At 34.1% G+C, this 26974-nt stretch carries 26 protein-coding genes; 7 read left to right on the forward strand and 19 right to left on the reverse strand.

Features of this window, described 5'->3' with window-relative positions; translation table 11 throughout:
• Positions 1-146: 146 nt before the first annotated feature.
• Entirely contained in the window at positions 147-524 is a 378-nt protein-coding gene (locus HUW50_RS25425) for a KGG domain-containing protein (RefSeq protein WP_185653488.1), read from the reverse strand.
• A gap of 254 nt (positions 525-778) precedes the next feature.
• Here HUW50_RS25425 and HUW50_RS25430 point away from each other — a divergent pair, with 254 nt between their 5' ends.
• Positions 779-1222, forward strand: a complete 444-nt coding sequence (locus HUW50_RS25430) for a cupredoxin domain-containing protein (protein ID WP_185653489.1) — start codon at positions 779-781, stop codon at positions 1220-1222.
• 95 nt (positions 1223-1317) lie between these two features.
• The gene (locus HUW50_RS25435) at positions 1318-1467 is read left to right on the forward strand and encodes a hypothetical protein (RefSeq protein WP_185653490.1); all 150 of its coding nucleotides are present in this window, start codon (positions 1318-1320) and stop codon (positions 1465-1467) included.
• Between the two features lie 180 nt (positions 1468-1647).
• Here the strand turns inward: HUW50_RS25435 and HUW50_RS25440 are convergent, their stop codons facing one another.
• The 4 genes from HUW50_RS25440 to HUW50_RS25455 all read right to left on the reverse strand — a co-directional run bounded on the left by HUW50_RS25440 (position 1648) and on the right by HUW50_RS25455 (position 4801).
• Positions 1648-2835, reverse strand: a complete 1188-nt coding sequence (locus HUW50_RS25440; RefSeq protein ID WP_185653491.1) for a DHH family phosphoesterase — start codon at positions 2833-2835, stop codon at positions 1648-1650.
• A gap of 266 nt (positions 2836-3101) precedes the next feature.
• The gene (locus HUW50_RS25445; protein ID WP_185653492.1) at positions 3102-3611 is read right to left on the reverse strand and encodes a GNAT family N-acetyltransferase; all 510 of its coding nucleotides are present in this window, start codon (positions 3609-3611) and stop codon (positions 3102-3104) included.
• Between the two features lie 247 nt (positions 3612-3858).
• Complete coding sequence (locus tag HUW50_RS25450; protein WP_260445609.1) at positions 3859-4389, reverse strand: helix-turn-helix domain-containing protein; 531 nt, start codon at positions 4387-4389, stop codon at positions 3859-3861.
• A 205-nt stretch (positions 4390-4594) separates the two neighbouring features.
• Entirely contained in the window at positions 4595-4801 is a 207-nt protein-coding gene (locus tag HUW50_RS25455) for a DUF6501 family protein (protein WP_185653493.1), read from the reverse strand.
• Positions 4802-4914: 113 nt separating this feature from the next.
• Here HUW50_RS25455 and shc point away from each other — a divergent pair, with 113 nt between their 5' ends.
• Complete coding sequence (gene shc, locus HUW50_RS25460) at positions 4915-6807, forward strand: squalene--hopene cyclase (RefSeq protein ID WP_185653494.1); 1893 nt, start codon at positions 4915-4917, stop codon at positions 6805-6807.
• A gap of 64 nt (positions 6808-6871) precedes the next feature.
• Positions 6872-7783, forward strand: a complete 912-nt coding sequence (locus HUW50_RS25465; protein ID WP_260445610.1) for a superoxide dismutase — start codon at positions 6872-6874, stop codon at positions 7781-7783.
• 155 nt (positions 7784-7938) lie between these two features.
• Here HUW50_RS25465 and HUW50_RS25470 read toward each other — a convergent pair whose 3' ends face one another.
• The 7 genes from HUW50_RS25470 to cdaS form a co-directional block, all read right to left on the reverse strand.
• Positions 7939-9285 (reverse strand): sodium-dependent transporter, encoded by a 1347-nt coding sequence (locus tag HUW50_RS25470; protein WP_185653495.1) that lies wholly within the window; start codon positions 9283-9285, stop codon positions 7939-7941.
• A 289-nt stretch (positions 9286-9574) separates the two neighbouring features.
• Entirely contained in the window at positions 9575-10828 is a 1254-nt protein-coding gene (odhB, locus tag HUW50_RS25475; RefSeq protein WP_066334126.1) for a 2-oxoglutarate dehydrogenase complex dihydrolipoyllysine-residue succinyltransferase, read from the reverse strand.
• Positions 10829-10921: 93 nt separating this feature from the next.
• On the reverse strand, positions 10922-13783 hold the full coding sequence (sucA, locus tag HUW50_RS25480) for a 2-oxoglutarate dehydrogenase E1 component (RefSeq protein WP_066334129.1): 2862 nt from the start codon (positions 13781-13783) through the stop codon (positions 10922-10924).
• A gap of 445 nt (positions 13784-14228) precedes the next feature.
• Positions 14229-16148: a vWA domain-containing protein gene (locus HUW50_RS25485; RefSeq protein ID WP_185653496.1), complete on the reverse strand. Its 1920-nt coding sequence runs from the start codon at positions 16146-16148 to the stop codon at positions 14229-14231.
• A 10-nt stretch (positions 16149-16158) separates the two neighbouring features.
• A complete protein-coding gene (locus HUW50_RS25490; protein ID WP_185653497.1) occupies positions 16159-17046 on the reverse strand; it encodes an AAA family ATPase in 888 nt (295 codons plus the stop codon).
• A 446-nt stretch (positions 17047-17492) separates the two neighbouring features.
• On the reverse strand, positions 17493-18527 hold the full coding sequence (locus HUW50_RS25495) for a C40 family peptidase (RefSeq protein WP_066334136.1): 1035 nt from the start codon (positions 18525-18527) through the stop codon (positions 17493-17495).
• Between the two features lie 349 nt (positions 18528-18876).
• Entirely contained in the window at positions 18877-19500 is a 624-nt protein-coding gene (gene cdaS / locus HUW50_RS25500) for a sporulation-specific diadenylate cyclase CdaS (RefSeq protein ID WP_232329029.1), read from the reverse strand.
• Between the two features lie 323 nt (positions 19501-19823).
• On the opposite strand from cdaS, the gene HUW50_RS25505 reads away from it, so the two are divergent.
• Entirely contained in the window at positions 19824-21188 is a 1365-nt protein-coding gene (locus tag HUW50_RS25505; protein WP_185653498.1) for an MATE family efflux transporter, read from the forward strand.
• Positions 21189-21244: 56 nt separating this feature from the next.
• On the opposite strand, the gene bshB2 is transcribed toward HUW50_RS25505, so the two are convergent.
• Genes bshB2 through rarD form a run of 4 tightly spaced genes read right to left on the reverse strand, consistent with a single transcriptional unit; the run spans position 21245 to position 23566 of the window.
• The gene (gene bshB2 / locus HUW50_RS25510; protein WP_066332796.1) at positions 21245-21919 is read right to left on the reverse strand and encodes a bacillithiol biosynthesis deacetylase BshB2; all 675 of its coding nucleotides are present in this window, start codon (positions 21917-21919) and stop codon (positions 21245-21247) included.
• A gap of 42 nt (positions 21920-21961) precedes the next feature.
• Complete coding sequence (locus HUW50_RS25515; RefSeq protein WP_066332792.1) at positions 21962-22312, reverse strand: YojF family protein; 351 nt, start codon at positions 22310-22312, stop codon at positions 21962-21964.
• A 22-nt stretch (positions 22313-22334) separates the two neighbouring features.
• Entirely contained in the window at positions 22335-22601 is a 267-nt protein-coding gene (locus HUW50_RS25520) for a hypothetical protein (RefSeq protein ID WP_260445611.1), read from the reverse strand.
• A 23-nt stretch (positions 22602-22624) separates the two neighbouring features.
• Positions 22625-23566 carry an EamA family transporter RarD gene (gene rarD / locus HUW50_RS25525; protein ID WP_066332786.1) on the reverse strand — a complete coding sequence of 314 codons (942 nt, stop codon included), beginning with the start codon at positions 23564-23566 and terminating at the stop codon, positions 22625-22627.
• 143 nt (positions 23567-23709) lie between these two features.
• Between rarD and HUW50_RS25530 the strand changes: the two genes are divergently transcribed.
• Positions 23710-24171 (forward strand): Hsp20/alpha crystallin family protein, encoded by a 462-nt coding sequence (locus tag HUW50_RS25530; protein ID WP_066332783.1) that lies wholly within the window; start codon positions 23710-23712, stop codon positions 24169-24171.
• 205 nt (positions 24172-24376) lie between these two features.
• Here the strand turns inward: HUW50_RS25530 and HUW50_RS25535 are convergent, their stop codons facing one another.
• The 3 genes from HUW50_RS25535 to HUW50_RS25545 form a co-directional block, all read right to left on the reverse strand.
• Complete coding sequence (locus HUW50_RS25535; protein WP_066332779.1) at positions 24377-24616, reverse strand: hypothetical protein; 240 nt, start codon at positions 24614-24616, stop codon at positions 24377-24379.
• 127 nt (positions 24617-24743) lie between these two features.
• Positions 24744-25484 carry an SDR family oxidoreductase gene (locus HUW50_RS25540; RefSeq protein WP_185653499.1) on the reverse strand — a complete coding sequence of 247 codons (741 nt, stop codon included), beginning with the start codon at positions 25482-25484 and terminating at the stop codon, positions 24744-24746.
• Between the two features lie 4 nt (positions 25485-25488).
• Positions 25489-25809 (reverse strand): winged helix-turn-helix transcriptional regulator, encoded by a 321-nt coding sequence (locus HUW50_RS25545; protein ID WP_066332772.1) that lies wholly within the window; start codon positions 25807-25809, stop codon positions 25489-25491.
• 143 nt (positions 25810-25952) lie between these two features.
• Here HUW50_RS25545 and HUW50_RS25550 point away from each other — a divergent pair, with 143 nt between their 5' ends.
• Positions 25953-26579 (forward strand): nitroreductase family protein, encoded by a 627-nt coding sequence (locus HUW50_RS25550; protein ID WP_066332766.1) that lies wholly within the window; start codon positions 25953-25955, stop codon positions 26577-26579.
• Positions 26580-26974 lie beyond the last annotated feature (395 nt).

Raw genomic sequence — 26974 nt, forward strand, 5'->3', positions numbered from 1 at the left:
TGGTTTTCTCCATATTACAATAGCATAAAACCCAAGATGGCCTCATTATATGAATTCATCTTGGGTTTTGATTAATAAATTATGTTATTTTACAATTTTACGATATTGATAAACATCATGTTCTTCTAGTCAAAGAAAACTCACTCTTATCTATTCGACCGAGAGCTATTTCCACCTTTTTCTCCAATTTCTTGATAGAATTCTTTACCATGCTCTTTTGAGGTTTTTTCTCCACCCTTTTTACCAATCTCTTGGTAAAATTCTTTATCATGTTCCTCAGCTGTTTTTTCTCCACCTTTTCGACCGATCTCTTGGTAGAATTCTTTGTCATGTTCCTCAGCTGTTTTTTCTCCACCTTTTCGGCCAATCTCTTGGTAAAATTCTTTATCATGTTCCTCTGCCGTTTTTTCTCCACCTTTTTGGCCGATTTCTTGATAGAATTCCTTGTCATGCTCTCTTGCTGTTTTGTTACCACCTTTACGGCCGGCTTCTTCTCTACTCATTTTGTTGTTTTCGTTATTCATTTTGAAATCCTCCTTTAGGTTTTGATGTTGTACAGTTGTTCATATACCACTTCATATCTACCTCAAACGTATTTGTCCAAATATAGTAAATAATGACTAATTAAATAAAATTCTAGAGTAATAAAGGCAAGTTTGTCGAAAAACCCATTTTACTATTTTCAAAGAAAAAAATTATCATATCCCTGAATCTTTTAGACAAGTTCTCCTTCTATTTACATATAGATAATATAGACATGCATTAGGGAGGGGAATTTATGAAGTTTATCATTATCAAAAGAAAGTGGTTGTTGCTAGTTGTTGCAGCTATTGTAGTCGGTGGCTTGTATTATTTTACGAATGATGCCATTCCTACATTCAATAACAGTGAGGAAAAGAGCAATGAACTTGTCATAAACATGGTAACAGGCGAATTTACTTCAACGACAGCTGATGGAAAGAAAATTGAAGCTTATCGCTGGGATCCAGGGACAATTGTGATTCCAAAGAATGAACAGGTAACATTAAGTATAATTGGAGTAAATGGTGATGAACATCCATTTTACATTGAAGGAACTGATATAAAGGGAACAGTCAAAAAAGGCGAAGAAACCCTTGTACCTCTGCATTTTAAAGAAGAAGGCACATACCGGTTAATTTGTGATACACATTCGCATGAAGGTCATGGTGTTCCGATGATTGCCAATATCGTTGTAGACTAATTAAAAAATATTAAATATTCTTAAAAAACTAGTTTAACTACTAAAAATAAGGGTAATGTATTATATCAAATATGAAATATAAAGGTGGTTTAATTTTGGAGGTTGTCATTTATAATGAGGAATTGTATGAAGTATTTTATACATACTCCAGTGGTTACTGCGAACTAAGAAAAGTTGAATCAGTGATTCATGATATAATTTTAGTCCACCGTTCAGAAGTTTCATCCGTTGAAACAAGTGCTTAATTAAGAAATTCACATTTTACCTTATACAATTTTTACATATAATACTTTTTCAATAAACTTAAAAGGGTCGAACCCATCCAAACTAAATTTATATAGTTCAAACTCATTTTTTGACTATATATCGAGAAGGAAGGTCTGACCCTTTGACTTTATGTTTTCTATTCTTTACTGTCTAAACAATTATTTATTTTGTTCATAAGATTTGATTAAATAACTCATCAGCTTTTCATCCTTAGAAAGACCAGCAGAATAGGATCTTTTTAAAAATCGTTCTGCTAATTCAAAGGATGGGTATGCTTCAGGAAGTAAAACATGATTTTTTTCGATAACAAACTGCTCTTTCTTTCCATTATAAATTAAAAACTGTTCATCCTCTTTGTTTTCATAGTGGGCACAGCGATCCTTGTTATTGTATCGATTGTGTCGTGCATCTTCTTTTAATGGTTTGATAGAAAACGGTTTTTGAACGAATTCTTTATACGCTTCTTTTGTTATCTGGCAGCCTGCTGCTTTCGCATGACCTCCACCACCGTATTTTGAGGCTAGCTCAGAGACATCCACACAGTCGTGAATGGTACGGAAACTAATTTTTTTATTCCCCATATTCAATATTGAAATACAGTCTAGATGAGGATAATCTTTTCCTAGTGCATTTCCAAGTTCTGAATGATAGGACTCCGCATGTACAATCCCAACACAAAGATCACCGATAAACGTTTGAACTAACTCTTTTCTTTTCCGTCGAATATAGCGTTCTGTTTTTTTCTCTTCAATATCTAATATTTTTTCTTCAAATTCATCAAATGTGAAATGATCATTTTGTTCAAGCCTATCAAGCATCTTCTCTTCAAATTCTTCAATTGATTGCATATATAAAAGATCATTTAATCTTTTTGCACTTATATTTTCATTTTTCTCCCATTCCCATGTATCATACTGACGAACTAGTTCAACGTATTCGTCTAAAGCAATCGAAGGCTTTATTATATTTTTCTCCACTAAATACTTATAAAATAAAGAAGTGGCAGAAGCTAACTTTCCATGCGATTCTTCAACCTGTACTAGTCCCCAATTATATTCATTAAAATGAAGGGCAGTCTTATGGTGATCAATTAACTGAATTTCCCCTCCATTTGAAACGTACTCATTTAATTTTATTTCATTTTCTTTGTTTACAGATAAATCTGTTATGTAAAGTTTATGTTTTGTCTTCTTCTCGCTAGCTTCATTTAGAAACCTTTCAACATGATAATCAAGACTGTTTACCGAATGATAATATACATCAATCTTGTCATTAAATGCATACTTTGCAAGAATTCCACAGCTTACACCATCTAAATCATTATGAGTACATAATTGATCTTGCATAGATTCACCTTCTAGTTTTACTTTTTTATGTAATAGACATATTCATTCTTAATAAGTATTTGTTTTATGTGAACGAATCTATTCAAGCAATTCATATCCAAAACGAATATGATGAATTCTCGGTACTCAATAAATGAAGGAAAATAGAGCAATCCTTGACTCCCCTCTACAAAGAGCGAGCTGAATAGGTTTTAAATTCGTTGGTTTATCTTATCACAGGTAGGATACAACGCATAAAGAAGATGCATTTGTATCCTAACTAATTATTATTGAGTAATTCGTTTCCCAAGTATTAGCAAATCTCTTTCAACACCTGCCATATCAGCAATTTTAGGTAAGTGAGCCCACTTTTCAAAATTGTACTTTTCAAATAACCGAATACTTGGATCATTATGCCCAAATACAAATGCAAGTAATGTTTTTATTTCTAATTTAGGACATTGTGAAATAGCTTTTTCAATTAAGACTCGCGCATAGCCTCTTCCATGAACAGATGGGTCTAAATATATACTTACTTCTGCAGTTGCATGATAGGCTGGTCTTCCATAAAACGATTGAAAACTTAACCAACCAACAATTTCGTCATCTTCCTCTAACATCCATAAAGGTCGATATTGTGAGTTGTGATCATGAAACCATGCTACTCTGCTCTCTACAGTTATTTCTTCTAAATCAGCGGTTGCTAGTTTTCCAGGAATAGACGAATTGTATATTTCAACAATTTTCGCAAGGTCCTCAAGCTGTGCATCTCTTATATGCAGTTTTTTCTCACCCATGTACGTTTTTCCTTTCTTGTTAAACCTTTGTAATAATTCTAAATCGTATTTATAAATTTCTATTTTTCAATAATAAATTTTATTTCACTATGTATTGTTTATACTAAAAATAGGACCTAATTACAAGTTAAATTAATATACTATTCTATTAATAAATGAAACAAATGATGAACAAGATTATGTATTATGTTATGTTCTTTCCTTTTAATTGCTTGCATTTTAGTTATTTCCTCCCACTTTATTATGTTTATTTTTTTTGCTCAGGAATAAAAATACTTGCAATATGCCTTGCCTGTCTATCACTCGAAGGTTCATTTTCAATCACTCTTTGCATTAGTTTTGATAACTCTAATGCAAAATCTTTAAATTCTTCATCAGATAAATAAACAATTGCCTCACGAAAACTCACCCCATCCGCAAATAAATCAATTTGTTCCTGATTTAGATAGTTCTCATACTTACCTAGCAAATGAGTCATAAATGTTAGAAACAAGTTTAAATGTTCATCACGACTTAATTTTTCCAGGTCCTCTTTTCCTCCTATTTCGTGTTCACTTAATGCAAAGATTTTTTCAACCGTACCACGAATTTGATTTTCTCTTACGACCCGAATAACCTCAGCTTCTAATAGCTTGTTTAAATGACGATAAAGTGTAGCCTGTGGTACATCTGTTAATTTCTGAGCTATATCCTGTACATTTAATTCCCTTCCACCTATTAATGTTTGAACAATTTTCATTCTTACTGGGTGTAATATTAATTTTGCTTTTGAATCCATTATGACACTACTCCTTTATTCACTAGTTGAAATTGTTTTTGATATTATTTTCATATTTGATAATAATGATGTAACAAAAACAAATTGCGATTGGAAAGTTTTCATTTATATTATCGTTTTTAATAATAATATTATTTTTAATAATGTCAATCTTTTTTTGAGTATTAAAAAAAGGATGATACTGTTCATCCTTTTTCTAAATACATTATGATTGCACTTCGAAATAATCTTTATAATAGCCGCCAACTTTTCCAGTATTATCAATGACAAAATAAAATTCTTCTGTTTCATTTTGTACTTCATACTGTTTGCCTGCGGTTAAAGCGCGGTTAACCATATATTTTTCAGCGTTTGTATGTATACAGGTTACTTTTTTAATAGGTGCTGATGTTTGCCATGTTTTATGTATCATATCAATTCAATCCTTTCTTCTTTCTTTTATTTTATATGAATTAAAGGAAATTGCCAAATAAACATAACAAAAAACCCTTTTGCATACTCATATGGTGAGGTGAATAATTTCTTATGATAACAAATGAGATAATAAGTGATGAAATCTCAAGAAGAGTTGATGAAATAATAAAGCTACAACAAGAAGATGGCTCTTGGAAATTTTGTTTTGAAGGTGGTCTTATGACCGACGCCTTTATGATCATGACAATACGCTCATTAGAAATTGAGGATGAAGAGATTCTTATAGAAAAATTAACAAAACGAATTATTACTTTACAATCAAATATTGGCATTTGGAAAGCATACCCTGATGAAAAGGATGGGAATCTTTCCACAACAGTCCAAGCTTATACTGCTCTGCTTTATTCTGGACTTTATTCTCGAGAACACCATATACTACAAGAAGCAGAACGATTTATTCGAAAGAACGGCGGTTTATCAAATACTCATTTTATGACAAAATGGATGCTTGCAGTAAATGGCTTATATCGTTGGCCGAAGTTATTTTATATCCCTATGACCTTCCTACTTATCCCTCCTTCCTACCCATTAAATTTTTATCAATTTAGCACTTACGCAAGAATACACTTTGTCCCTATGCTAATTGCTGCGAATAAAAAATATTCAATTCAATCAAAATTCAAACCAAATCTTGATCACCTTTTCGATCGTAACCTCACTGATCAATTAGATCAATGGGACTTATCACATCATACTCGTACACAAAATCCATTCATAACTGAAATGAAAAATCTATTACAGCTACCTATCTATCTCCATCGTTTAGGTTATGATCGCGCAGAAAGGTATATGCTTCAAAGAATCGAAGGGGATGGGACACTATTTAGCTATGCTAGTGCAACATTCTTTATGATCTATGCCCTACTTGCATTAGGCTATGAAAAAAAAGCACCGATTATCAAGCGGTCAGTAGATGCTCTTAAACAGCTTATCACATCAAAATGTAATGGCATACACTTAGAAAACTCAACCTCTACTATTTGGGATACAGCATTAATTAGCTATGCCTTACAGGAAACAAATGTTAGTCTTTATACAAAGGCTATTAAAAACTCTACCACTTATATCCTCTCTAAACAACATTCAAAAAAGGGAGATTGGAAGATTCACAACCAAAATATTGTACCTGGTGGATGGGGCTTTTCACATAATAATACGATAAACCCTGATAACGATGACACATCAGCAGCTTTAAGAGCCATAACGAGAAGTGCACTAACGAATAATAGAATTCATTTTGCATGGAATAAAGGTGTTACATTCCTATTATCGATGCAAAATTCAAATGGCGGGTGGGCAGCATTTGAAAAAAATACTGATTTTGAATTACTTACCTATCTTCCGCTAGAAAATGCTAAAGATGCTGCAATTGATCCATCAACTGCGGATTTAACAGGTCGAGCATTAGAGTTCTTAGGTAATTATGCTGGATTAACATTAAATCATCCAAGCATAAAAGCAGGAGTCAACTGGTTATTGAACAATCAAGAATCTAATGGCTCGTGGTATGGTCGTTGGGGTGTTTGTTATATTTATGGAACTTGGGCTGCAGTAACAGGTCTTGTTGCTGTTGGGGTCTCACCTACATTCCCTGCCATACAAAAAGCGCTAAAATGGTTAGAATCTATCCAGCTTGGTGACGGTGGTTGGGGAGAATCCTGTTCAAGCAGTGAGAAAAAACAATTTATTCCGCTTCACTTTAGTACACCTTCGCAAACATCATGGGCACTTGATACACTTATTCAAGCTAATGATATAAATAGTGAATCAGTACAAAAAGGAGTTGCCTTTTTATTAAATGAAACCAATAGCAAAGAATCGTCATCATACCCTACTGGTGTCGGTTTACCCGGTCAATTTTACATTAATTATCATAGCTACAATTATATTTTCCCTTTGTTAACTCTTTCACACTATTTAAAGGTGCACTTACAAAATCCCTAAAAACAATCAACCTTTTACTCTTCATGCATATATTGACTACGACTAAATAAGGGGAGGGATTCGATTGTCAAAAGAATACATTGTTTCAATGAGACAATGGTGTGATGAGATTTTAGCTAGCTACCATGGAATATTTGAAAAGCTACAAGAACGAGATATTTCAAATAAATTGGACGATTGGAAACAGCAATTGACACAATTTCAAAATGAGCTTACCGAAGAAAGCACAATGGAAGAAATGGAAATTTATGAGCGTGCAAATCAATTATACTTACAATTTGATGGTTATTTTGAAGTTAGGGATGCTAAAGAATTGGATGAAAAATCACGGGTTCAAACTCACTCGGGTACAGTACCAATTGGAGAGCATACCCTTCCTCCGTTACCATATAATTATGATGCGTTAGAGCCTTACATTCACCAAGAAATAATGAGATTACATCATGATAAACACCATAAAAGCTATGTTGATGGATTAAATAAAGCCGAAAAAGAGATGCAAAAAGCGCGTACATCTAATAACTTCGATCTTATTAAACATTGGGAGAGAGAAGCTGCTTTTCACGGAGCGGGACATTATCTTCATACCATTTTCTGGACGATCATGAGTCCAAATGGAGGCGGTAAACCCTCGGGCATGTTAATGAGAGAAATCAATCAATCCTTTGGAAGCTTCGAAAAATTTAAAGCTCATTTCACTGAAGCTGCAAACAATGTTGAAGGTGTTGGTTGGGCTATTTTAGTTTGGTCACCACGCTCACGACGGCTAGAAATTTTGCAAGCTGAAAAACATCAAAATCTAAGCCAATGGGATGTTGTCCCAATACTTGTATTAGATGTGTGGGAGCATGCTTATTACCTTCAATATAAGAACGAAAGAAAAAAATATGTAGACAATTGGTGGAATATTGTAAACTGGCGAGAAGTAGAAAGACGTTTTCATGAAGCACAACAATTAAAGTGGAAGCCGTTTTAACATAAAACAAGAGCGCAAGCGCCTTGAACAGCCCCGACAAGCATAAGAAGGGCTAGGCGCTGGAGCTGGATGTCGAGCGCTTATTCAAAGTACAGAATTTTATAATTTACTAAACGATAAAAAGGCGGATAATTAAAAGAATATCCGCCTTACATTTAAATGATACCTAAAACATCTAAAAATACTAAAATAATGACAATTGGTGCAACGAATTTTAATAGCATATACCACAGGACAAATAGCTTCTTGCTCAGTGATGATCCCTGTAAAAGCTCTTGATAGAGTGTTTCCTTCGAGAGTTTAAAAGGAACAAATATTGCAATTAATAATGCACCAAGAGGCATTAATATATTACTTACTAAAAAGTCTGCTGCATCAAAAATCGATTTTTCAAAAAGTGTAATATGACTCAAGACTCCGAATGAAAGTGCGGACGGAATTCCAACAATGAAAATACATATCCCAAGTATCCAAGAAAACCTTTTTCGTTTTGATTCAACACCTTTTGCAAGAGGGGCAACAATTATTTCAAGCATTGAAAAGGCTGAAGTTAATGTTGCAAATAAAAATAAGAGTAAAAATGCAATTAGAAAGAAAACACCAAATGGCATTTGGTTAAATACAGTCGGTAAAACATTAAATAATAAGACTGGACCGGCGTCGGGTTCCAACCCAAATGAGAATACAGCTGGAAAGATTGCTAAACCAGCAAGAAATGCTACCAATAGATTTAATATAACAATCGAAATAGCAGATTGTGGAAGATTTTCATTTTTTGATAAGTATGAACTATAAGTAACCATTACTGATACCCCAACACTTAATGCGAAAAATGATTGACCCATTGCATATAAAATCGTTTCAGATGTTACATTTGTAAAATCCGGTTTAAGGAAGAACATAATTCCTTCCATTGCTCCATCTAATGTGACGGAACGAATAATTAATATAAAAAAGATGATAAATAGTGCAGGCATCATAAAACGGCTTGCTTTTTCAATCCCATTTGAAACACCTTTAGAAACAACAAATACCGTGATCAGTAAAAATGCAAATTGAGCAAAGATTGTTAAACCTGAGTTTGTAATGCTTTGACCAAATAATTCACCATACTCTTGTTCTGTAAGACCACTTAATCCACCTGTTAATCCTTTAAAAATATAAATTAAAATCCAACCGCCCACTACACTATAGAAGGATAATAAAATAAAGCATGTTACAATCCCGAGTCGGCCAATGAAATGCCATGATGAATTTGGTGCGATTTGTTTATATGACTGTATCGCATCCTTTTGAGTACTTCTTCCAATAATAAACTCACCTATTAATAATGGTAAGCCGACCAATAAAGTAAATAGAATAAATATTAGAAAAAACACTCCGCCTCCACTAGTACCTGCCACATATGGGAACTTCCAAATTGCTCCCAATCCAATCGCTGAACCTGCAGCAGCTAATATAAATGCAAGCTTCGAAGACCATTGTTCAACATTGTTACCCACAAAATCACCTCTACGTTTTCTCTTGTTAGCTAGTTTGATTAGAAATGACTTTGAATTAATAACCAACACTATACAAACATCATATAAGTTATCATTTTAACATTTTACTACGATAATTTAAAATGCAAATTTTAAAAAAATTGCTCCAAACATTTATTTGTTTTCATAATAAAAATATGAATTTCACCTAAAACGTTAAACATTCATTAATCTAGTTGGTATGAATAATCGTTCCTATCAAACTTCAAAAAAAACAGAATGATGAAATTCACCATTCTGTTTAACCTGGTTATCCTTCTAATAATAAAGATTCTGGATCTTCAAGAAGTGCTTTAACAGTAGCTAAGAAACTTACTGCTTCTTTACCATCAACAATACGATGATCGTAAGATAGTGCAATATACATCATCGGACGATTTTCCATTTTTTCAGCGTCAATCGCAACTGGTCTAAGCTGAATTTTATGCATACCGAGAATACCAACCTGTGGTCCATTTAGAATTGGTGTGGATAATAATGAACCAAAGACCCCACCATTTGTAATGGTAAATGTTCCACCTTGTAAATCACTCAGACCTAATTTATTGTCACGAGCTTTTGTAGCAAGGTTTAATATCTCACCTTCAATACCAGCAAAATTTAAACGATCAGCATCACGAACTACTGGTACAACTAAACCTTCTGGTGCTGAAACAGCAATACCGATATCATAAAACTTTTTCATTACAATCTCATTACCTTGAATCTCAGCATTTAATAATGGGTATTGTTTTAATGCAGCCACAACTGCTTTTGTAAAGAAAGACATAAATCCTAAACGGACATCATGCTGTTCGAAAAATTTGTCTTTACGACGTTTTCTAACTTCCATTACATTTGTCATGTCAACTTCATTAAACGTTGTCAACATTGCAGCTGTTTGTTGGACTTCTACTAAACGATTAGCTATCGTCTGTCTACGTCTTGACATTTTGATACGTTCAATAGGTTTACCTGGTTGCTCTTGCTGTACAGCCACAGTTGATTTTGCCGGTGGTTTTACTTGTTCTGCTTGAACCTGTTTCACAGGAGCTTGAACAGAATGTGCTTCAACATCTTGTTTACGAACACGTCCTAGTGGATCAGTTACTTGAACCTGTTGTAAATCTATGCCACGCTCACGTGCTAGTTTTCTTGCAGCAGGTGAAGCAATCGTACGTTGTTTATTATCTCCTTCTGCACCATCATTTTGCCCTCTCACTGGCTCTTCAGCTTTAGGTTCTACTTTTTCAGCTGTTGTTTGCTCTGGTGTTGACGCTGAAGCTTGTCCTTTTTCATCAATGACACCAATAGTTTCTCCAACCTGTACAGTATCACCGGACTCTTTATGTGTCTCTTTTAAAACACCTGAAAATTCTGCTGTTAATTCAACATTAACTTTATCAGTTTCTACCTCTAAAAGGTATTCACCTTTTTCAACTGAATCACCTGGTTGCTTTAGCCATTGTGCAATTGTTCCTTCAGTAATAGATTCTGCTAATTCTGGTACCTTAATCTCAGCCATGTTGGTTCCCCCTTGAGCACTTGCAACACTTTTAAGCTATCCATCCAAGCTGCTATAAAAATGAAAAGCTAATAATTTGCAAGTGATTCCTATTTATTTAGAATTTACAAATGATTGGTCTAATACTTTTTGAGTCAATGCTTCAGTTACAATTCTTTCTTGATCCTTTTTGTGAATATTTGGATCTCCTTCAGCAGGACTTTGTCTTCTTCTTCTACCAATATATCGTACTGGAACTCCCTCAGGTGCGATATCACGTAATCTAGGATCAATAAACAACCAAGCACCCATATTTTGTGGTTCTTCTTGAACCCAGATTATTTCTTCAAGAGATGTCATGCTCTCAATAATCGATGAAATAATCTTTTTAGGGAATGGATAAAGTTCTTCTACTCTTAAGATGTGTACCCAATCTGTATTGTCTTCAATAGTTTTTAGCTTATCTGCTAGATCAATTGAAACTTTTCCGCTACATAATACAAGTCTTTTCACTTTTTCTGGAGTATGTCCTAGTCCTGGTTGTTCGACTACAGGCTTAAACTCCCCTTCACTTAACTCATTTATATCAGAAACTGATTGTTGTTTACGTAATAAGCTTTTTGGAGTCATAATGACTAATGGACGAACTTCCTCACGTTTCAACAAATCTGCTTGACGACGTAAAATATGGAAATATTGAGCTGCACTTGTTAAATTTGCAACTGTCCAGCTATCTTCTGCTGCCAATTGTAAGTAGCGCTCTAAACGAGCACTTGAATGTTCAGGACCTTGCCCTTCAAATCCATGAGGTAAAAGCATGACTAAACCAGACTTTTGACCCCATTTCGCTCGACCTGCTGCTATAAACTGATCGAAAAATACTTGGGCAGCATTTGCGAAATCACCAAATTGTGCTTCCCATAAAACTAATGTTTCTGGTGCGAACACATTATATCCATATTCAAATCCCAGAACAGAACCCTCAGATAATGGACTATTGTGAACAGCAAATGATGCTTTTGCATCTGTTAAACGGTGAAGCGGTGAATAAGTTTCTCCATTTTCAATGTCGTGAATAACAATATGTCGATGGGCAAATGTACCACGTTGTGAATCCTGTCCTGTTAAACGGATTGGAGTACCATCTTCTAAAATTGACGCGAAGGCTAACGCTTCTCCTAAAGACCAATCTACTTTTCCATTTTCAGAAAGTTCTTTTGCTCTTTTCTCTAAAATTCTTTGCAGCTTAGGAAATACTTTAAAGTTTTCCGGCCAGTTCACAATCTCTTCATTTAATTTTAGTAAATTAGCTTTATCTACTGCAGTCTTTAAATCCGGCAATCCACTATTCACAAATTCAGGAAGTTTTATTTCGTGAGCCTGTGCTACATTTTTATCAGGTACTTTTTGAAAAGCCTTCTCAAGAGTTGTTTCAACATCCTCGATAATATTTTTAATATCTTCAGACTTTAAAACGCCTTCATTTTCTAATTTATTACCATATAATTCACGAACTGTTGGATGTTTACGAACCTTTTCATACAACTTAGGCTGAGTCATTGATGGTTCATCCATTTCGTTATGTCCAAATCTTCTATAGCCGATTAAATCGATTAAGAAGTCGCTTTTAAATTTATTTCTATATTCCATCGCGATCAATACAGCAGCTAAACATGCTTCTGGATCATCTGCATTTACGTGGACAATTGGAATTTCATAACCTTTTGCTAAATCACTAGCATATTTTGTTGAACGAGAATCACGGCTTTCTGTTGTAAATCCGATCATATTATTGGCAATGATATGTATCGTCCCACCAGTTTGGTAACCTGTTAACTTATTTAAGTTAAGCGTTTCAGCAACGATTCCTTCACCCGGGAATGCAGCATCCCCATGAATTAAGATGGCCATAGCATCACTAACATTTAGCTTAGGATAGCCCTTTTCGGAACGATCCTCTTGAGCTGAACGAGTGTAACCTTCAACAATTGGATCAATAAATTCTAAGTGACTTGGATTGTTTGCTAATGTTACTTTCGCTCGAACTGTATTTTCATCTTTAATCTGTTTATTAGCACCTAAATGATACTTAACATCACCGCTCCAACCATAATTAATGCCTATTGAACCCTCAGAAGGTACTAATTCTTTATTCGGTGCATGTTGAAATTCAGAAAAAATAATTTCATATGGCTTGCCAAGTACATGTGCTAATACATTTAAGCGACCACGATGGGCCATTCCAATATTTATTGTATCTGTACCAACTTGTACAGCACTAGAAATCAATTCATCTAGAATTGGTACTAGCATGTCCAACCCTTCAATTGAAAAACGCTTTTGTCCAACAAAAGTACGATGGAGGTATTGTTCAAAACCTTCAACCTCTGTTAATCGTTTTAAAATAGAAGTACGTTTTTCCTTAGATAAATCCTTAAAAATACTACCGGATTCAACCATCTTTACTAGCCAAGTTTTTTCTTCATAATTGTGTACATGGCTGAATTCAAATGCAATTGAACTTTTATATACCTCTTTTAAGTATTTATACGCTTCTAGCCCATTTGTTACATGTGCTGGAGCATCCTTACATAATAGATGAGCAGGTATATCCTTTAAATCCTCTTCTGTCAAATCATATTCTTCTAAAAGAAGAAATTCATTTTTTTCACTACAATCCTCAAACGGATAAATAGCTGCATTTAAGTGTCCATGTCTGCGAATATTTGTTACTAGATTAACTGCTTCTGCAATTTTGGTCATTTTATCAGCACTAAGATGTTCGTTATCAGCTGATATTGTCATTTGATTAGTCTGTATAGAAGGAGAACCCCAGTTATCAAAGATTTCCTTTAATTCTATATCAATAGAGTTTGGATCAACTTTATATTGATCATATTGCTCCATGACATAGCCGAGGTTTGGACCATGGAAGTCTTCCCAAGGGAATTTTCTCTTCAGTGTACCTTCTGACATCTAACATTACCCCCAACTATTCGTAAATGATCAGAAAAAAATTCTGATACGTAGGAAAGTTAAATATTATCCTACAATATTATTTAGTGATACAAGTATAGTAGTATGATATTGAAACGCTTCCAAACCCTATTTTACCATTGCTATCTCAACATTCCAAGCGAAGTTAATGAAAAATTTCAAAAAAATTTCATATTTTTTTATTTATAGTTAAAAAGCAGACAGTAATTGATCGAAAGGTTTAAAACTCCCTACTGATAACTTGTTTTCCATGATACTATCATACAACAAATTCTGGGTTAAAAAGGTTAATTTTTATTTTTTCAGAGTATTTTTATCAACTTTTTTTTAAAACTAATAGATCAAGTAAATTTAATTAAATAAGGATTGTTCAAGCATTAATAAAAGACCTCTAGTTTCTTAAATAAGAGCTAGAGGTCTACCGTTAAATGGTCTTTAAAAGTAATCTTTTCAATAACGGGAATAGTTGCTCTGGAAGCTCTTCTATTTTATCAACAAAGATACTATATTTTCCATATATATTCTGAATTGTCTTCTTTGTGGGTTCGTCAATTTCTCCTCGTGATAAAAAAACGTTCATTACTTCTATTCCCAGTTTTCTCGCCTCTAAAACTGCTTCATGTGTGTCGATAATACCATTTCTCTCATATCCCATCGCTGCAGGTTCACCATCTGAAAAAACGAGAAGAAATTTTTGTTTTTCATTTCTCATCGTTAATTGCTTTGTCATATGTCTTATAGCATATCCATCACGGTTATCCTCTTCAGGTGAAAGCTGCATGATCTCAGGACCGGATTGTTGCTTTAGCGAATCATCAAATGTTATTACTGTGTGGAAATGATTTGGTTGACGTGTTTTTGAGGCCTCATTCGTATCTTCCCAGAATCCAACGATTTGATGTGGTACTCTCACTGATTTTAACGTTTCATGGAAAAGTGTGATTCCTAATTTCGTTTGTTCCATTTTATCAAACATGGATGCCGAACAATCAACTAAGAGCGTAAAAACAGCATCTATTTGCTGCGATTTTTCTTGTTTTTTATAAAAAAGCTTCGGATTTTCATCTGTAAGAAGTCTTAAAAGCTTTTTATTTAACCTTCCGATATGAAGATCTGTTCTAGGTAGCGTTCTTTTATGCTCCAATGTTTTCTGAATCATAAGCTTTAGCTTATTCTGAAATAAGAGAATGTCATTGCGATCTTTTTTGTATTGTTCTAGTTCGTTTGGTAAAGGTTGTTTAGCTTCAACAAATACAGGAACTGCAAATTTATTTTCTTTACCATATACAAGGTCACCTGCCATAGAACGATCTTCACTTTTATTTTCCAATGCTTCTAATTTTGAATAATCGTTCTTTTTCGCTTTCTTTGACGTACCTTGTACCATCGCAAGTGCTTGATCACCATCATCACCTTCACGGACAATGCCATCCCCATTTATTGTCGTGTTTGTCCCTTGCTCTAAATCAAATTGCAAAAAGCTTTTCGTAGGTTTGCTTGTTTCACTATGCCATGTTGGTAACTTATCTCCATGTACATCTTCATCACCTTTTTTAGCTTCTTCCAAAGAGTCTTTATTTTTCAATTTTGATTTTCGTTTTAACTCATCAAAAAGACTATTTGTTTCATAGGACCCATATGGTAAATCCGCTAAATAGAAATAGGTATTTAACATATCTTTTTCAAGCATTTCTTCTAAAACATCCATTATGTCTAAGACAATTTGAATGACCGCTTTTGTTGTATTTACTTCATACACTTGAAAGATTTTAGATTCAATAAATGGAAGAGCACGATCAACACTATCTGATAATATTGGCATTTGTTCTAATGGAGATTGTGCTGTTAAACGTAAATAAAGAGTATTAAAGAGAGCATCTGTCAATATACTACGCTCTTGATGAATGGTTAGCTGACTATGAAAATATTTTCGATATAAATTTCTTCTTACCTCAAATGCTCGTTTTGTACCTGGGCGTTCTTTTTTACAAATTTCCTCGAGGCGTAAATCTTCTAATAACATACATAATTGTTTCGCAAAGCCATTCAGCTTTAATAGCTTCGTTTTTTCGATAAATAATCCAATTTCTTGAAAGTTTGTATGATAAAAATTACCGATACATCTTAGATAAATATCACTTTTCAATGCAGGAACGGTTTCGTTTTTTTCACGATGATCCCAAAAATGGCTAACATATATTTTACGCTGTACGGGGTCTATATAAGATTGCACACTATAGTCAACCTCAATATCACTCAGTTTCGTAAGTGCCTTTGCAAGGTCAGATAATTCCATAAATAAAAAGGAATCAACTTGTTGATCGTTAAACTTAATAAATCTCAATGTAATAACCTCACTCGAATAAAGTCTCTGCTAGATTGCGAATGGCCGCTTTTTCCCTTTCATCCTCTAACTTATCAACAATTCCTCTTTCAATGGCGCGAAGTGGTGGTAAAAATCCTGCTAAATCACAGGTGTCTATTAATGCACGAATTGAAGCTGCTTCCTCAGATACTTGCCCATTATGTACAAGTGCAAGCAAATCTGCTGAAAGCTTCGTAAAGGTATTTAATAATTTTTTATCAGTAAGTCTTGATTGGCTTTGTAAGACATTATTTAATTCTTGACCTTGAATATAAGGTACATCGATGACGACAAAACGATTTTTAAGCGCCTCATTTAATGGCACTGTCCCAACATATCCTTCATTGATAGCTGCAACCACACCAAAATATCTATCTGCTTTAATAACTTCACCAGTAAATGGATTTGTGATCATTCTTCGATAATCAAGCACTCCATTTAAAATAGGCAATGTTTCAGGTTTCGCCATATTTATTTCATCAATATATAATAAATGTCCACTTTTCATCGATTTTACAACAGGACCATTCACAAATTTAATCGTTGTGGATCCATTTTGATTTTCAATCGTTTTAAATCCTAAAAGTGCTTCCGCATCCATATCAATTGAACAGTTTATACTGTGCATTGGTTGTTGAAATAAATTAGACAATGTTTCTGCAAGCTTTGTCTTTCCAGATCCTGTTGGGCCTTTCAATAAGACATTTTTCCCTAATGCCAGTGCTATCATTGCATCTATTAAAATCGAATCATCTGATGGCGTAAATCCACCTTTTCCTACTAATAAAGCTTCTTCTTCATTAATTGGGCTTTGTGAACGATTTTGTATAAGTGTTTTTATTTCATCAGGTAAATTAAAAGATTGTAAATTATCCATTTAAATAGTCCTTCTTTCTAACTTATCTATCTCTTTTTATTAACATAACCAAAGATGAGTATACTAGAAACGAGTGGTGGTTACAAAGGAAACGAATAGAGAATGTTGTTAACTAAGGCTGACTCGCCAAACTTTGTTGCTTTTAAAATAGTTTTAGGTTGGTTGATTGGCACTCCAGGATGCTCGCTTTCCATGGGGCGGGCGATGAGCCTCCTCAGCGCGAAGAGCCTGCGGGGTCTCATCTGTCCCACTACTCCCACAGGAGTCTCGCATATCCGTTCCAATCAACCTAATCAGTTTTGTTCAAATACAACAATCTTTTAGAAAAGAGCTTTAACTAAATAATGAAGAATGCTGGTAGTAGCTTGTATTTTCTGAAATTTTAACCAACAAAAAAAGAACCTATCAATTTAGGCTCTTATTTTGATGGATAGTTAATTAATTTTTTAGAAACGTTTAGCACCTAAATAACGTTGCTTCCAATACGAATTATCTAAGTTGGATATTGTAACACCAGAACTACTAGCATGAATAAATTCATTATTTCCTAAATAAATTCCCATATGTGAGGGACCTGCTTTATAGGTTGTAAAATAGACAAAATCACCTTTAGAAGGTGTGCTAATTGACTTCATCGTATCCCAATACCCTGCTGTGCTTAAACGAGAAACAGATGTAACTTTATTTAGGACATAGTAAATGAATCCACTGCAATCAAAACCAGAAGGTGTATTCCCAGCCCATCTATACGGAGTACCCATTAAGGCTTTAGCTTCACTAATCATTTTATCAACTTTACTTGAATTGGTTGTGGTTTCCGGTGTAACTGTTTTATCCTCAGAAGATGTATTTACTGCCCCAGTCAGCTTTAAAACTTGCCCGATTCTTAGCATGTCTGATGTTAGATTATTAGCAACCTTAATCTCTGCGATAGTTAGGTTATACTTATTGGCGATTTTCCATAGAGAATCACCAGATTTCACTTTGTATGAACCAGTTGTACCTGTTTGAGTCGGCTGCTTAACAGGTTCTTCTGTTTGACTATTACCTGTTGATTCTGTAGTCGATTTATTTACGATCAGATTTTGCCCTACATAAATCATATCACTTTTTAGACCATTGAGCTTTTTCAATTCAGCTACTGATGTACCATACGCCCTAGCTAAATCCCATAAAGAATCTCCAGATTTCACCTTATGTGCTTTAGTAGAAGTTTTTTGTGTTGTTTCAGATTTAACTGGTGTTCCAGAAGACGGATTATTAGTTGTACCTGGAATTTCCAGAACTTGTCCTACTCTTAAGAAATCCGACTTTAATCCATTCAGACTCATTAATGTATTAACGGACGTGTTATATTTATGAGATAACTCCCAAAGAGTATCCCCGCTTTCCACCTTCACATTGTCTGCTGCTGCTATTGAAGTAAATAGGGACGATCCTACTACTGCTGTTGCTGTCAATCCAATCAGTTTTTGTTTCATTACAAATAGTACCTCCTACGCTTGTATACAAACTTAGTTTAATAGATTAGTAGACGAAAAACTACAAAATTATTAGAAATATGGTATAAATAGATAAAAATAGGTAAAATGAAACAAATTTCTTCATTTTTATCATACATAAACAAGTAGTTGCTGACAATGAAATCTTTACTAAAATCCTTTGATATTAAAAAAATAAATGTAAAAAGGAGGCTGATTTAATAATTGTCAGCCTCCTTTTTGATATGAAAGTGTATTACATAAACTTTAATCGTTAAAATTTACAAAGGTTTTGAATTACTCCTTAAAGCAATACAATTCCAAAGTTTAGAACTTAATGTAGATTTAACTAGTGAATACTATCTTTTGCCGTACTAATTGGATATAGTGTACCGTCCAAGGCAAATGACATTCTGCCTGTTTCCTCTGAAACCACTAATACAAGGGCATCTATCAATTCTGAAAGTCCAATTGCAGCTCGATGCCTTGTACCAACTTTTTCATTTCCAAAGTTTTGCGTAGTTAATGGTAAGACATTCGCAGCTGATACGATATAGTCCCCTTTTATATGAAGTGCGCCATCATGTAAAGGATTTCCCGGAAAGAATATACTTTCAATCAATCTGTTCGATAGATTTGCATTTAATTGAATACCCCCTTGTAGGAGGCTGTCAACTGGATTATTACGTTCAACAATTATTAGTGCTCCATGGCGTCGCTCAGATAAATTTTGAATAGCCTTTGCGATGTCAATGTAATTTTGTGTAAAGTCTGCTATATAGGTTTTTAAGTAAAAAAAGGAAGCAGAAGTTTGAATTTCATTAAACTGTTCTTTAATATGTGCAAGTTCACATAATAAGCAATAGTCCTTGTCCTCTATCGAAGATCTCATCGTTTCTGCTTCTTCAATAATTTGTTCTAAATGAAAAGCTATATGATTCTTAATGTTTGTAACTGTATTGTAGCCTTCCAAAATATCCGCCCCTTCCTTTGTTTTAGTTTTATTATTTTGCAAGATAATTATGAAAGATATTTTTATTCTAAAAAAGTCATTTTATTTTCAAATGTATCTTTTCCAATTATTTCAACATACTAGTAATGGGAGGTTTTGCCAATGCTAACACATAAAATACTACAATATACTTTTAGTATCCTTGGAGTACTTTCATTAGGCTTCTTTTATTATCAAATGTTTAAAGGTGAATCGAGAAAATCAGACAATCAACCAAAATAAGATTTCTTTGTTTTTTTCATGTTATAATTCTCTAGTCAACAAGAAGAAACGAGGATATTTATATGAAGAAAACAGTTACAAAACGCGAAAAGATCATTCAATTATCGAGTATTTTATTCCCGATACTCATTACACAATTAGGATTGTATTCGATGAACTTTTTCGATACAACAATGTCAGGAAAAGTTCATCCTACTGACTTAGCAGGGGTTGCGATTGGTTCAAGTCTATGGGTGCCAGTTTATACAGGATTAAGTGGAATCTTGCTCTCCATAACACCAATTATTGCTCATTTAGTTGGTGCTAACAAAAATAAAGAAGTACCAAATATAATTATCCAAGGTTTATATTTAAGTGTAATACTTTCAATAATTATTATCATTGTTGGTTATTTTTCTTTAGATCCAATCTTAACTAACATGGGCCTAGAACAAGAAGTCCGCCATATTGCAAAGGGTTATTTAATTGCCTTATCTTTTGGAATTTTACCTTTGTTTATCTACGCTGTTTTAAGATGTTTTATCGATGCACTAGGTTTTACTAGAGTGACAATGTTTATTACTTTAACCTCACTACCAATTAATTTTGTGTTTAATTATTTATTTATTTTTGGAAAATTCGGGTTACCTAAACTTGGGGGAATCGGTGCAGGTGTTGCCTCTGCTATTACGTATTGGTGTATTACTGTCATTGCGTTAGTCATTATTATGAAGCAGTCTCCTTTTAAAGAGTATTACGTATTTAAAACATTTTATAAGGCTTCTTTTAAGGCATGGAATGAGATATTAAAAATAGGCGTTCCTATTGGATTATCTATTTTTTTTGAAACAAGTATTTTTGCCGCTGTTACCCTATTAATGAGCCAATACAATACGATCACGATCGCTTCCCATCAAGCTGCGATAAACTTCGCCTCCTTTCTTTATATGCTTCCATTAAGTATTTCAATGGCCTTAACAATCATTGTCGGCCATGAAGTTGGTGCAAAACGGTTAAAGGATGCAAAGCAATATAGTTATATAGGAATTGGATTGGCTATCTTTCTCTCAGCTTTATCTGCAGCTTGTATCTATTTCTTCCGACCTGAGGTTGCATCTATTTATACGTCAGATGCAGCTGTATTAAAACTAACTCAGGACTTTTTAATCTATGCAATATTTTTTCAACTTTCAGATGCAATCGCTGCTCCTATTCAAGGAGTTTTAAGAGGATATAAGGATGTCAATATTACTTTTATAATGGCTCTTGTCTCATATTGGGTTATCGGATTACCTGTCGGCTATCTGTTAGCAACCTATACAACATTAGATGCATTTGGATTTTGGATCGGGTTAATTTCTGGGCTCGCAGCGGGTGCTATTGGACTGTCAATTCGACTTCATATTATTCAGAGGAAAAATGAGATTGCCCTAATACAAAAAAGCTAATTCAGTGAATTAGCTTTTTTGTATGTATTAAATATGATTTTATTATTGAGTAAACCCTATTTTTCTCTGTCTTCCCATTTGTAAGTATAGTACGTTTCTTGCTCAAACCAATGCTTAGCTTCTGGATCATTATTTAATAACTTTTCTTCCATCTGCTTTAACATCCCTTCAGTTTGTGAACGGTGAGCCTTAAGTGCTTGTAATTTTATATCCGCTACATCTGTAATATTAATCGTAATATCTGGGTCACCAATTTTTTCAAAGCGATTATTTGAAAAAGCCAGACAATAGGTTACAGGACGTTTTTCAATCGGTCGACGTTTTAATGCACGAATAACTGCAGCACCGCATGCATCGTGATCCGGGTGGACTGCAAACCCTGGATAAAACGTAACAATAAGTGTGGGCTCAACATTATCAATTATTTCCTCCATCATATCAGCTAACTCTTCATCATCTTCAAATTCTATTGTTTTATCACGGAGTCCAAGCATCCTTAAGTCTTGTACGTCCATTGCCCTACAAGCGTCCTCTAACTCTTTCTTCCTGATAATTGGTAAAGATTCACGATTAGCAAAAAGTGGATTTCCCATATTTCTTCCCATTTCACCTAAGGTACCACAAGCATATGTAACCGGAATACCAGCTTTTCTTTTTTGTGCAATTAGTCCTGCAACACCAAATGACTCATCATCAGGGTGCGGTAAAATTACTAAAACATGTTCTTTCATTTTCAATCTCCTCTTTAGTTATTAATTTTAACGTATTAAATTTTAATACTGGAAAGGTTTTTCACTTATTTGTAAAGCAATAGCTAATTGTCCTTCTGAGTTGTGACCAGCCATTAATAGTTGATTTTCATCATTATAGACCCAGTCCGTTAAACCCTCTGCATAAATCCATCCTTCATTCATTTTTAATCCGACACGATAAGGACCATTTCCAGTAATTTTTGCTTGATGATACGTTACTTTTGTATTTCGAATAAATGCAACTACAGTCATGTTTGATTCGTTTTTATGAGCAGAGTATGCTCCTGTTGTCGTTTCTAAATGTATATAAACTGTTTTGTTTAAAAATTGTTCTAAGTATGCTTGTACAGCTTGTTTTGTTATTGGCTTCATTTTTATAACTCCCTTATTAAATTTATTTCGTGAGCGTTTCAAGTACGTTAATATGTGAATCAATCAATTTTATTTTGTAGTCATCATTTAATGTAGAAGAGACAATTCTTTTGACAGATATGTGAAACTTCTCATAAGGACTTTTCCGAAGTCGTGGATGTGTCATTTCATCCTTTAGTTCCTTTTCAATTGCAGCTCTCAAAGTCTCAGTCTCGTCAATTTCAATAGGTAGTTCTCGGTTTATCCATAGTTGTCGATATGCATCTAATAATTCTTTTTCACCCATCATAATCCCTCAATTTCTTCTCTTCTTTACATACCAATTGTATTTTTTCTTGATCGTTTTACTTCAACTTTTTTAAAGTATTTTGAATTAGATAATGTAAAAAGGATTAATGCACTCCAAATAAACGTAAATGTAACCATTTCAATCGTCGTAAACGGTTCTTTATATACGACAATTCCGATAACTAACGTTATGGTTGGTGCTATATATTGGAGCACTCCAACCATAAATAATGGGATGCGTTGTGCACCACTTGCAAAAAGTAATAATGGTAAAGCTGTTGCGACACCTGCTCCTACCAATAATAAATTTGTTGATACATCAAAAGCTAAAAATTCAGATTTGCCTTGACTAGCTATCACCCATAAATAGTATACTGCTATCGGAGTTACAACCATCGTCTCAAACGTTAAGCCAATTGTTGAACTGAATTTTGTCAGCTTTTTCGTCAACCCGTACAATCCAAAGCTTAATGCTAAAGTTAATGCTACCCATGGAATTTCCCCATAATGAATTGTCATGATCATAACACCAATTGCCGCAACACCGAAGGACATCTTTTGCCAAAAATTTAACTTCTCTTTAAAGAAGATCATTCCTAAAAGGACACTTATTAAAGGATTTATATAATATCCTAAGCTTGCCTCAATCATATGTTCATTATTAACAGACCATATGTATACAAACCAATTTATGCTTATTAGTAAAGATGAGAAAACTAATGAAAGAAATAATAGCGGTTGTTTTATCATCCTCTTACTTGCGACTATTATATTTTTCCATTCTTTATTTAAAGAAAGTAAAATGAGCATAAATAAAAATGACCAAAATATTCTGTGTGCTAGTATCTCTTCTGCTGATACATTTTCAATCATTTTCCAATATAAAGGTAATATCCCCCAAAGTAAATATGATCCCGCTGTATAAATAAGTCCTTGTTTGTATGTATTTCCTGCTGATGTATTCACTTCTATAACCTCACTTCTTATGCACTTAACGTTCATTATAAACTTGAAAGTTCATGTCCTACAAGATATAAGCATTGCTAACCGTTTTCTTTTACATTGCATATCATGTTAATAACTATCTTCATCATTAAGGATGTGAAAAAATGTTTCCTTGGAATAAACAATTCCCATTCGATCAAAAGGGATTTACTCAACACATTAATAAAATGAATCCAAAGGAAGTTGAAAACTATATACAATCAGTAATGAAAAATGTTTTTGGAGAAGATTTCACTCAAAGCTTTCCATTTCAAGGAGAACTTACTCAAAATGAAAAAAGAGGAAACACTGCCAAAAAATCGTCGCCAGAAATTTTTGAAACAAACGATTTTGTATATGTAAAACTACCTGTTTCTAAAGACGATGTTGGAAAGATTAAAATACAGCATACAAACCATCAATTAATTGTTCACAACTACCCAAATCAATCAGATCAAAATAAATATTTGCTTCCATCTCCAGTAAAAAGGAAAGGAGCAAAAGCTAGGTTTATTGAAGGCTGCCTTGAAATACAATTTATTAGGTTACATGACCATAGTATTTCAGAAGTAGATATTTCCTATTAATATAGAAATTAACCCACTAATAATACAAAACCACACTCGCTTTAAAGCAACAGAAAAGAGCCAAAATCAAAAGAAACTACCTACAGATAGGTAGTTTCTTTTGATTTTAAGGAACTTATTTAACCCCTAATGGAAGGAGAGCTCTCAGTGAAATTCAAAATTCCGTTCATTTTTGATGGTGCGAGTCATACGAGATAAAAGATTGTTAATATGGGTACCCCCCGCCATATGGATAGCCATAGCTACTACCATACCCATACCCATAACCATATGGATTTCCACCATAAGGATAAGGTGGATAAGGTGGATAAAATGGTGGTCTCGGTCTAAAAATCGCACTTCCGACTAAACCACCAAGCAAACCGCCCACAAACGGACCACCAAAAAAGAATCTTCCACCAGGGTATGGTCTATGAATATTATTTCGCATCATATAAGGTGACATTATATTTCCTCCTCTAATATTTACCTACACTAAAAAGTATTCATAAAAGTAAATATTGAGTGGGCTAATATCTATGTTTTAGGTAATTAGTTTAAATTTGTTAATCATAAACGCAATGCCTGAAAAATCAGTCCTCATAAATCATCTTTTTAGTCATTCCACCGTCAATAACAAGATTTGTACCTGTTACAAAATCATTTTCATCCATCGTTAAATATAAACATGCCCTTGCAACATCAATTGGTTTACCAACTCTTTTCGAAAAATGCTGTGTATGATCAATTTCCCTTAATAATTGATAATCACCCGTTTCAATCCACCCAGGAGAAATCGCATTGACTTGAATGTTATCTTCTCCAAGTGAGGCTGCCAGAGCATGTGTTATTGCAATTATTCCACCCTTTGTAGCAGCATAAGACTCCGAGTTTTTCTCAGACATAATCGCTCTTGTTGAAGCAATATTTATGATCTTTCCACCGTATTGATTTTTTTTCATATATTTAGCAGCTTCTCTAGATGCAAACATCACACTTTTTAAATTTGTTGAGATAACTGAATCCCACTCTTCAACCGTTATGTCATATGGTGAAACCCATTTTGAAATACCAGCATTATTAATAAGTATATCAATTGTATTATATCGTAAGATTGTTTCTCGCATCAAAGTTTCAATGTCTGATACTTGTGATACATCTGCTTTTATATAGCTGACGAGTAAGGATTGAGCTTGGTATTCCTTTTCTAATTCTTTACCTGTGTCTTCATCAATATCAGCTATAATGACTTTATATCCTTTCACAGCATATTGAGAAACAATTTCTTTCCCTATTCCTTTTGATCCTCCAGTCACGATAACTGTTTTAGACATACAATCAGTCCTCCTCAGGAGTACAATATGTGTTAGCCCAGATTCCAACTTCGTTCATAACACCTTCTAAGTGTTTACCCTTTTTAGTTAATTGATAAATTACTTTCACAGGTGTTTCATCATAAACAATCCTTTCCAAAAGACCTTCATTTTCCAACTCTTTTAGCCTTTCAGATAACATCTTTTGACTAATACTAGGGATAATCTCTGTCAGATCCTTAAATCTTTTAGGACCATCTAATAAAACATGAATGATGATACCAATCCATCGTTTACCTAAAAGACGAAAGGCAGATTCCATTTTCGGACAAAGATTGATCTTCATAATTATCGCCCCTTGTTTTAATTTCTTGACTCATTTTATCACATCAACTATTATATGTTATGTGAAAGAACTTACAAAAAGTAAGTATATAACTTTTAGTATAAAAGAAATATACAGCAAATTCAACCAAGGAGGCTTTTCACATGAGTACAACAACATACGCAGAAGATCTATTTACAGTTCTTAATAATCGAGCATCTGTACGTCACTACGATCCTAAAGTTAAAATATCAGAAGCAGAATTATCTGAGATTTTAACCTATTCAACTAAGGCACCATCAGCATGGAACTTGCAGCATTGGCATTTTACTGTTTTTAAGAGCGAAGAGTCAAAGCAAAAGTTACTTCCTGTCGCTTATAATCAAAGTCAAATCGTTGAGTCATCTGCAGTTATCGCGATTTTAGGTGACCTTGAAGCCAATAATAATACTGATTTAGTATATGATCCATTAGTAGAAGCTGGCTATATTACACCTGAAATTAAAGAAACATTAGCAGGTCAAATAAGTCGTGCCTATACTGATAAAGCATTTGCTAGAGATGCAGCATTTTTAAATGCTTCCTTAGCAGCCATGCAAGTAATGCTAACAGCTAAAGCAAAAGGATATGATACTTGTTCCATAGGTGGCTTTAATAAAGAACAATTTATAAAAGAATTTAACATATCAGAAAGATTCGTACCGATAATGTTGATTACCATTGGAAAAGCAGTTAAACCAGCACATCAAAGCAACCGCTTGGACCTTGAACAAGTATCTACTTGGCTATAATTTTTTTTATTAAGGCTCTTTTCTAAAAGATTGTTGTTTTTGAACAAAACTGATTAGGGTGATTGGTACGGAAGGTGCGAGACTCCTGTGGGAGTAGCGGGACAGGTGAGACCCCGCAGACGCTTCGCGCTGAGGAGGCTCATCGCCCGCCCCACGGAAAGCGAGCATCCTGGAGCGCCAATCAACCAACCCAATACTATTTTAAAAGCAACAAAGTTTGCGAAAACAGCCTTAATTAAAGGCTCTGTTAAGCTTGGTTGTTGATTTCCGCTGCAGGCGTTCGCTTTCCGCGGGCGGTCCGGGAGCCTCCTCGGTGCTCTGCACCTGTGGGGTCTCCCTTGGACTCGCACTCCCGCAGGAGTCTCACATATCCGCTCCAATCAACAAGGTGCCAA

Source organism: Metabacillus sp. KUDC1714, from assembly GCF_014217835.1.
Classification (GTDB): Bacteria; Bacillota; Bacilli; order Bacillales; family Bacillaceae; genus Metabacillus; species Metabacillus rhizosphaerae.

Bases quoted from the DNA above. Each gene is read 5' to 3' on its own strand.
- HUW50_RS25545 (WP_066332772.1), bottom strand. From the start codon at position 25,809: ATGAAGATCAATCTTTGTCCGAAAATGGAATCTGCCTTTCGTCTTTTA.
- HUW50_RS25505 (WP_185653498.1), top strand. From the start codon at position 19,824: ATGAAGAAAACAGTTACAAAACGCGAAAAGATCATTCAATTATCGAGT.
- HUW50_RS25535 (WP_066332779.1), bottom strand. From the start codon at position 24,616: ATGTCACCTTATATGATGCGAAATAATATTCATAGACCATACCCTGGT.
- HUW50_RS25515 (WP_066332792.1), bottom strand. From the start codon at position 22,312: ATGAAGCCAATAACAAAACAAGCTGTACAAGCATACTTAGAACAATTT.
- HUW50_RS25445 (WP_185653492.1), bottom strand. From the start codon at position 3,611: ATGGGTGAGAAAAAACTGCATATAAGAGATGCACAGCTTGAGGACCTT.
- HUW50_RS25425 (WP_185653488.1), bottom strand. From the start codon at position 524: ATGAATAACGAAAACAACAAAATGAGTAGAGAAGAAGCCGGCCGTAAA.
- HUW50_RS25490 (WP_185653497.1), bottom strand. From the start codon at position 17,046: ATGGATAATTTACAATCTTTTAATTTACCTGATGAAATAAAAACACTT.
- odhB (WP_066334126.1), bottom strand. From the start codon at position 10,828: ATGGCTGAGATTAAGGTACCAGAATTAGCAGAATCTATTACTGAAGGA.
- sucA (WP_066334129.1), bottom strand. From the start codon at position 13,783: ATGTCAGAAGGTACACTGAAGAGAAAATTCCCTTGGGAAGACTTCCAT.
- HUW50_RS25530 (WP_066332783.1), top strand. From the start codon at position 23,710: ATGTTTCCTTGGAATAAACAATTCCCATTCGATCAAAAGGGATTTACT.
- HUW50_RS25540 (WP_185653499.1), bottom strand. From the start codon at position 25,484: ATGTCTAAAACAGTTATCGTGACTGGAGGATCAAAAGGAATAGGGAAA.
- HUW50_RS25520 (WP_260445611.1), bottom strand. From the start codon at position 22,601: ATGATGGGTGAAAAAGAATTATTAGATGCATATCGACAACTATGGATA.
- HUW50_RS25440 (WP_185653491.1), bottom strand. From the start codon at position 2,835: ATGCAAGATCAATTATGTACTCATAATGATTTAGATGGTGTAAGCTGT.
- HUW50_RS25450 (WP_260445609.1), bottom strand. From the start codon at position 4,389: ATGGATTCAAAAGCAAAATTAATATTACACCCAGTAAGAATGAAAATT.
- shc (WP_185653494.1), top strand. From the start codon at position 4,915: ATGATAACAAATGAGATAATAAGTGATGAAATCTCAAGAAGAGTTGAT.
- HUW50_RS25495 (WP_066334136.1), bottom strand. From the start codon at position 18,527: ATGAAACAAAAACTGATTGGATTGACAGCAACAGCAGTAGTAGGATCG.
- HUW50_RS25430 (WP_185653489.1), top strand. From the start codon at position 779: ATGAAGTTTATCATTATCAAAAGAAAGTGGTTGTTGCTAGTTGTTGCA.
- HUW50_RS25550 (WP_066332766.1), top strand. From the start codon at position 25,953: ATGAGTACAACAACATACGCAGAAGATCTATTTACAGTTCTTAATAAT.
- HUW50_RS25455 (WP_185653493.1), bottom strand. From the start codon at position 4,801: ATGATACATAAAACATGGCAAACATCAGCACCTATTAAAAAAGTAACC.
- bshB2 (WP_066332796.1), bottom strand. From the start codon at position 21,919: ATGAAAGAACATGTTTTAGTAATTTTACCGCACCCTGATGATGAGTCA.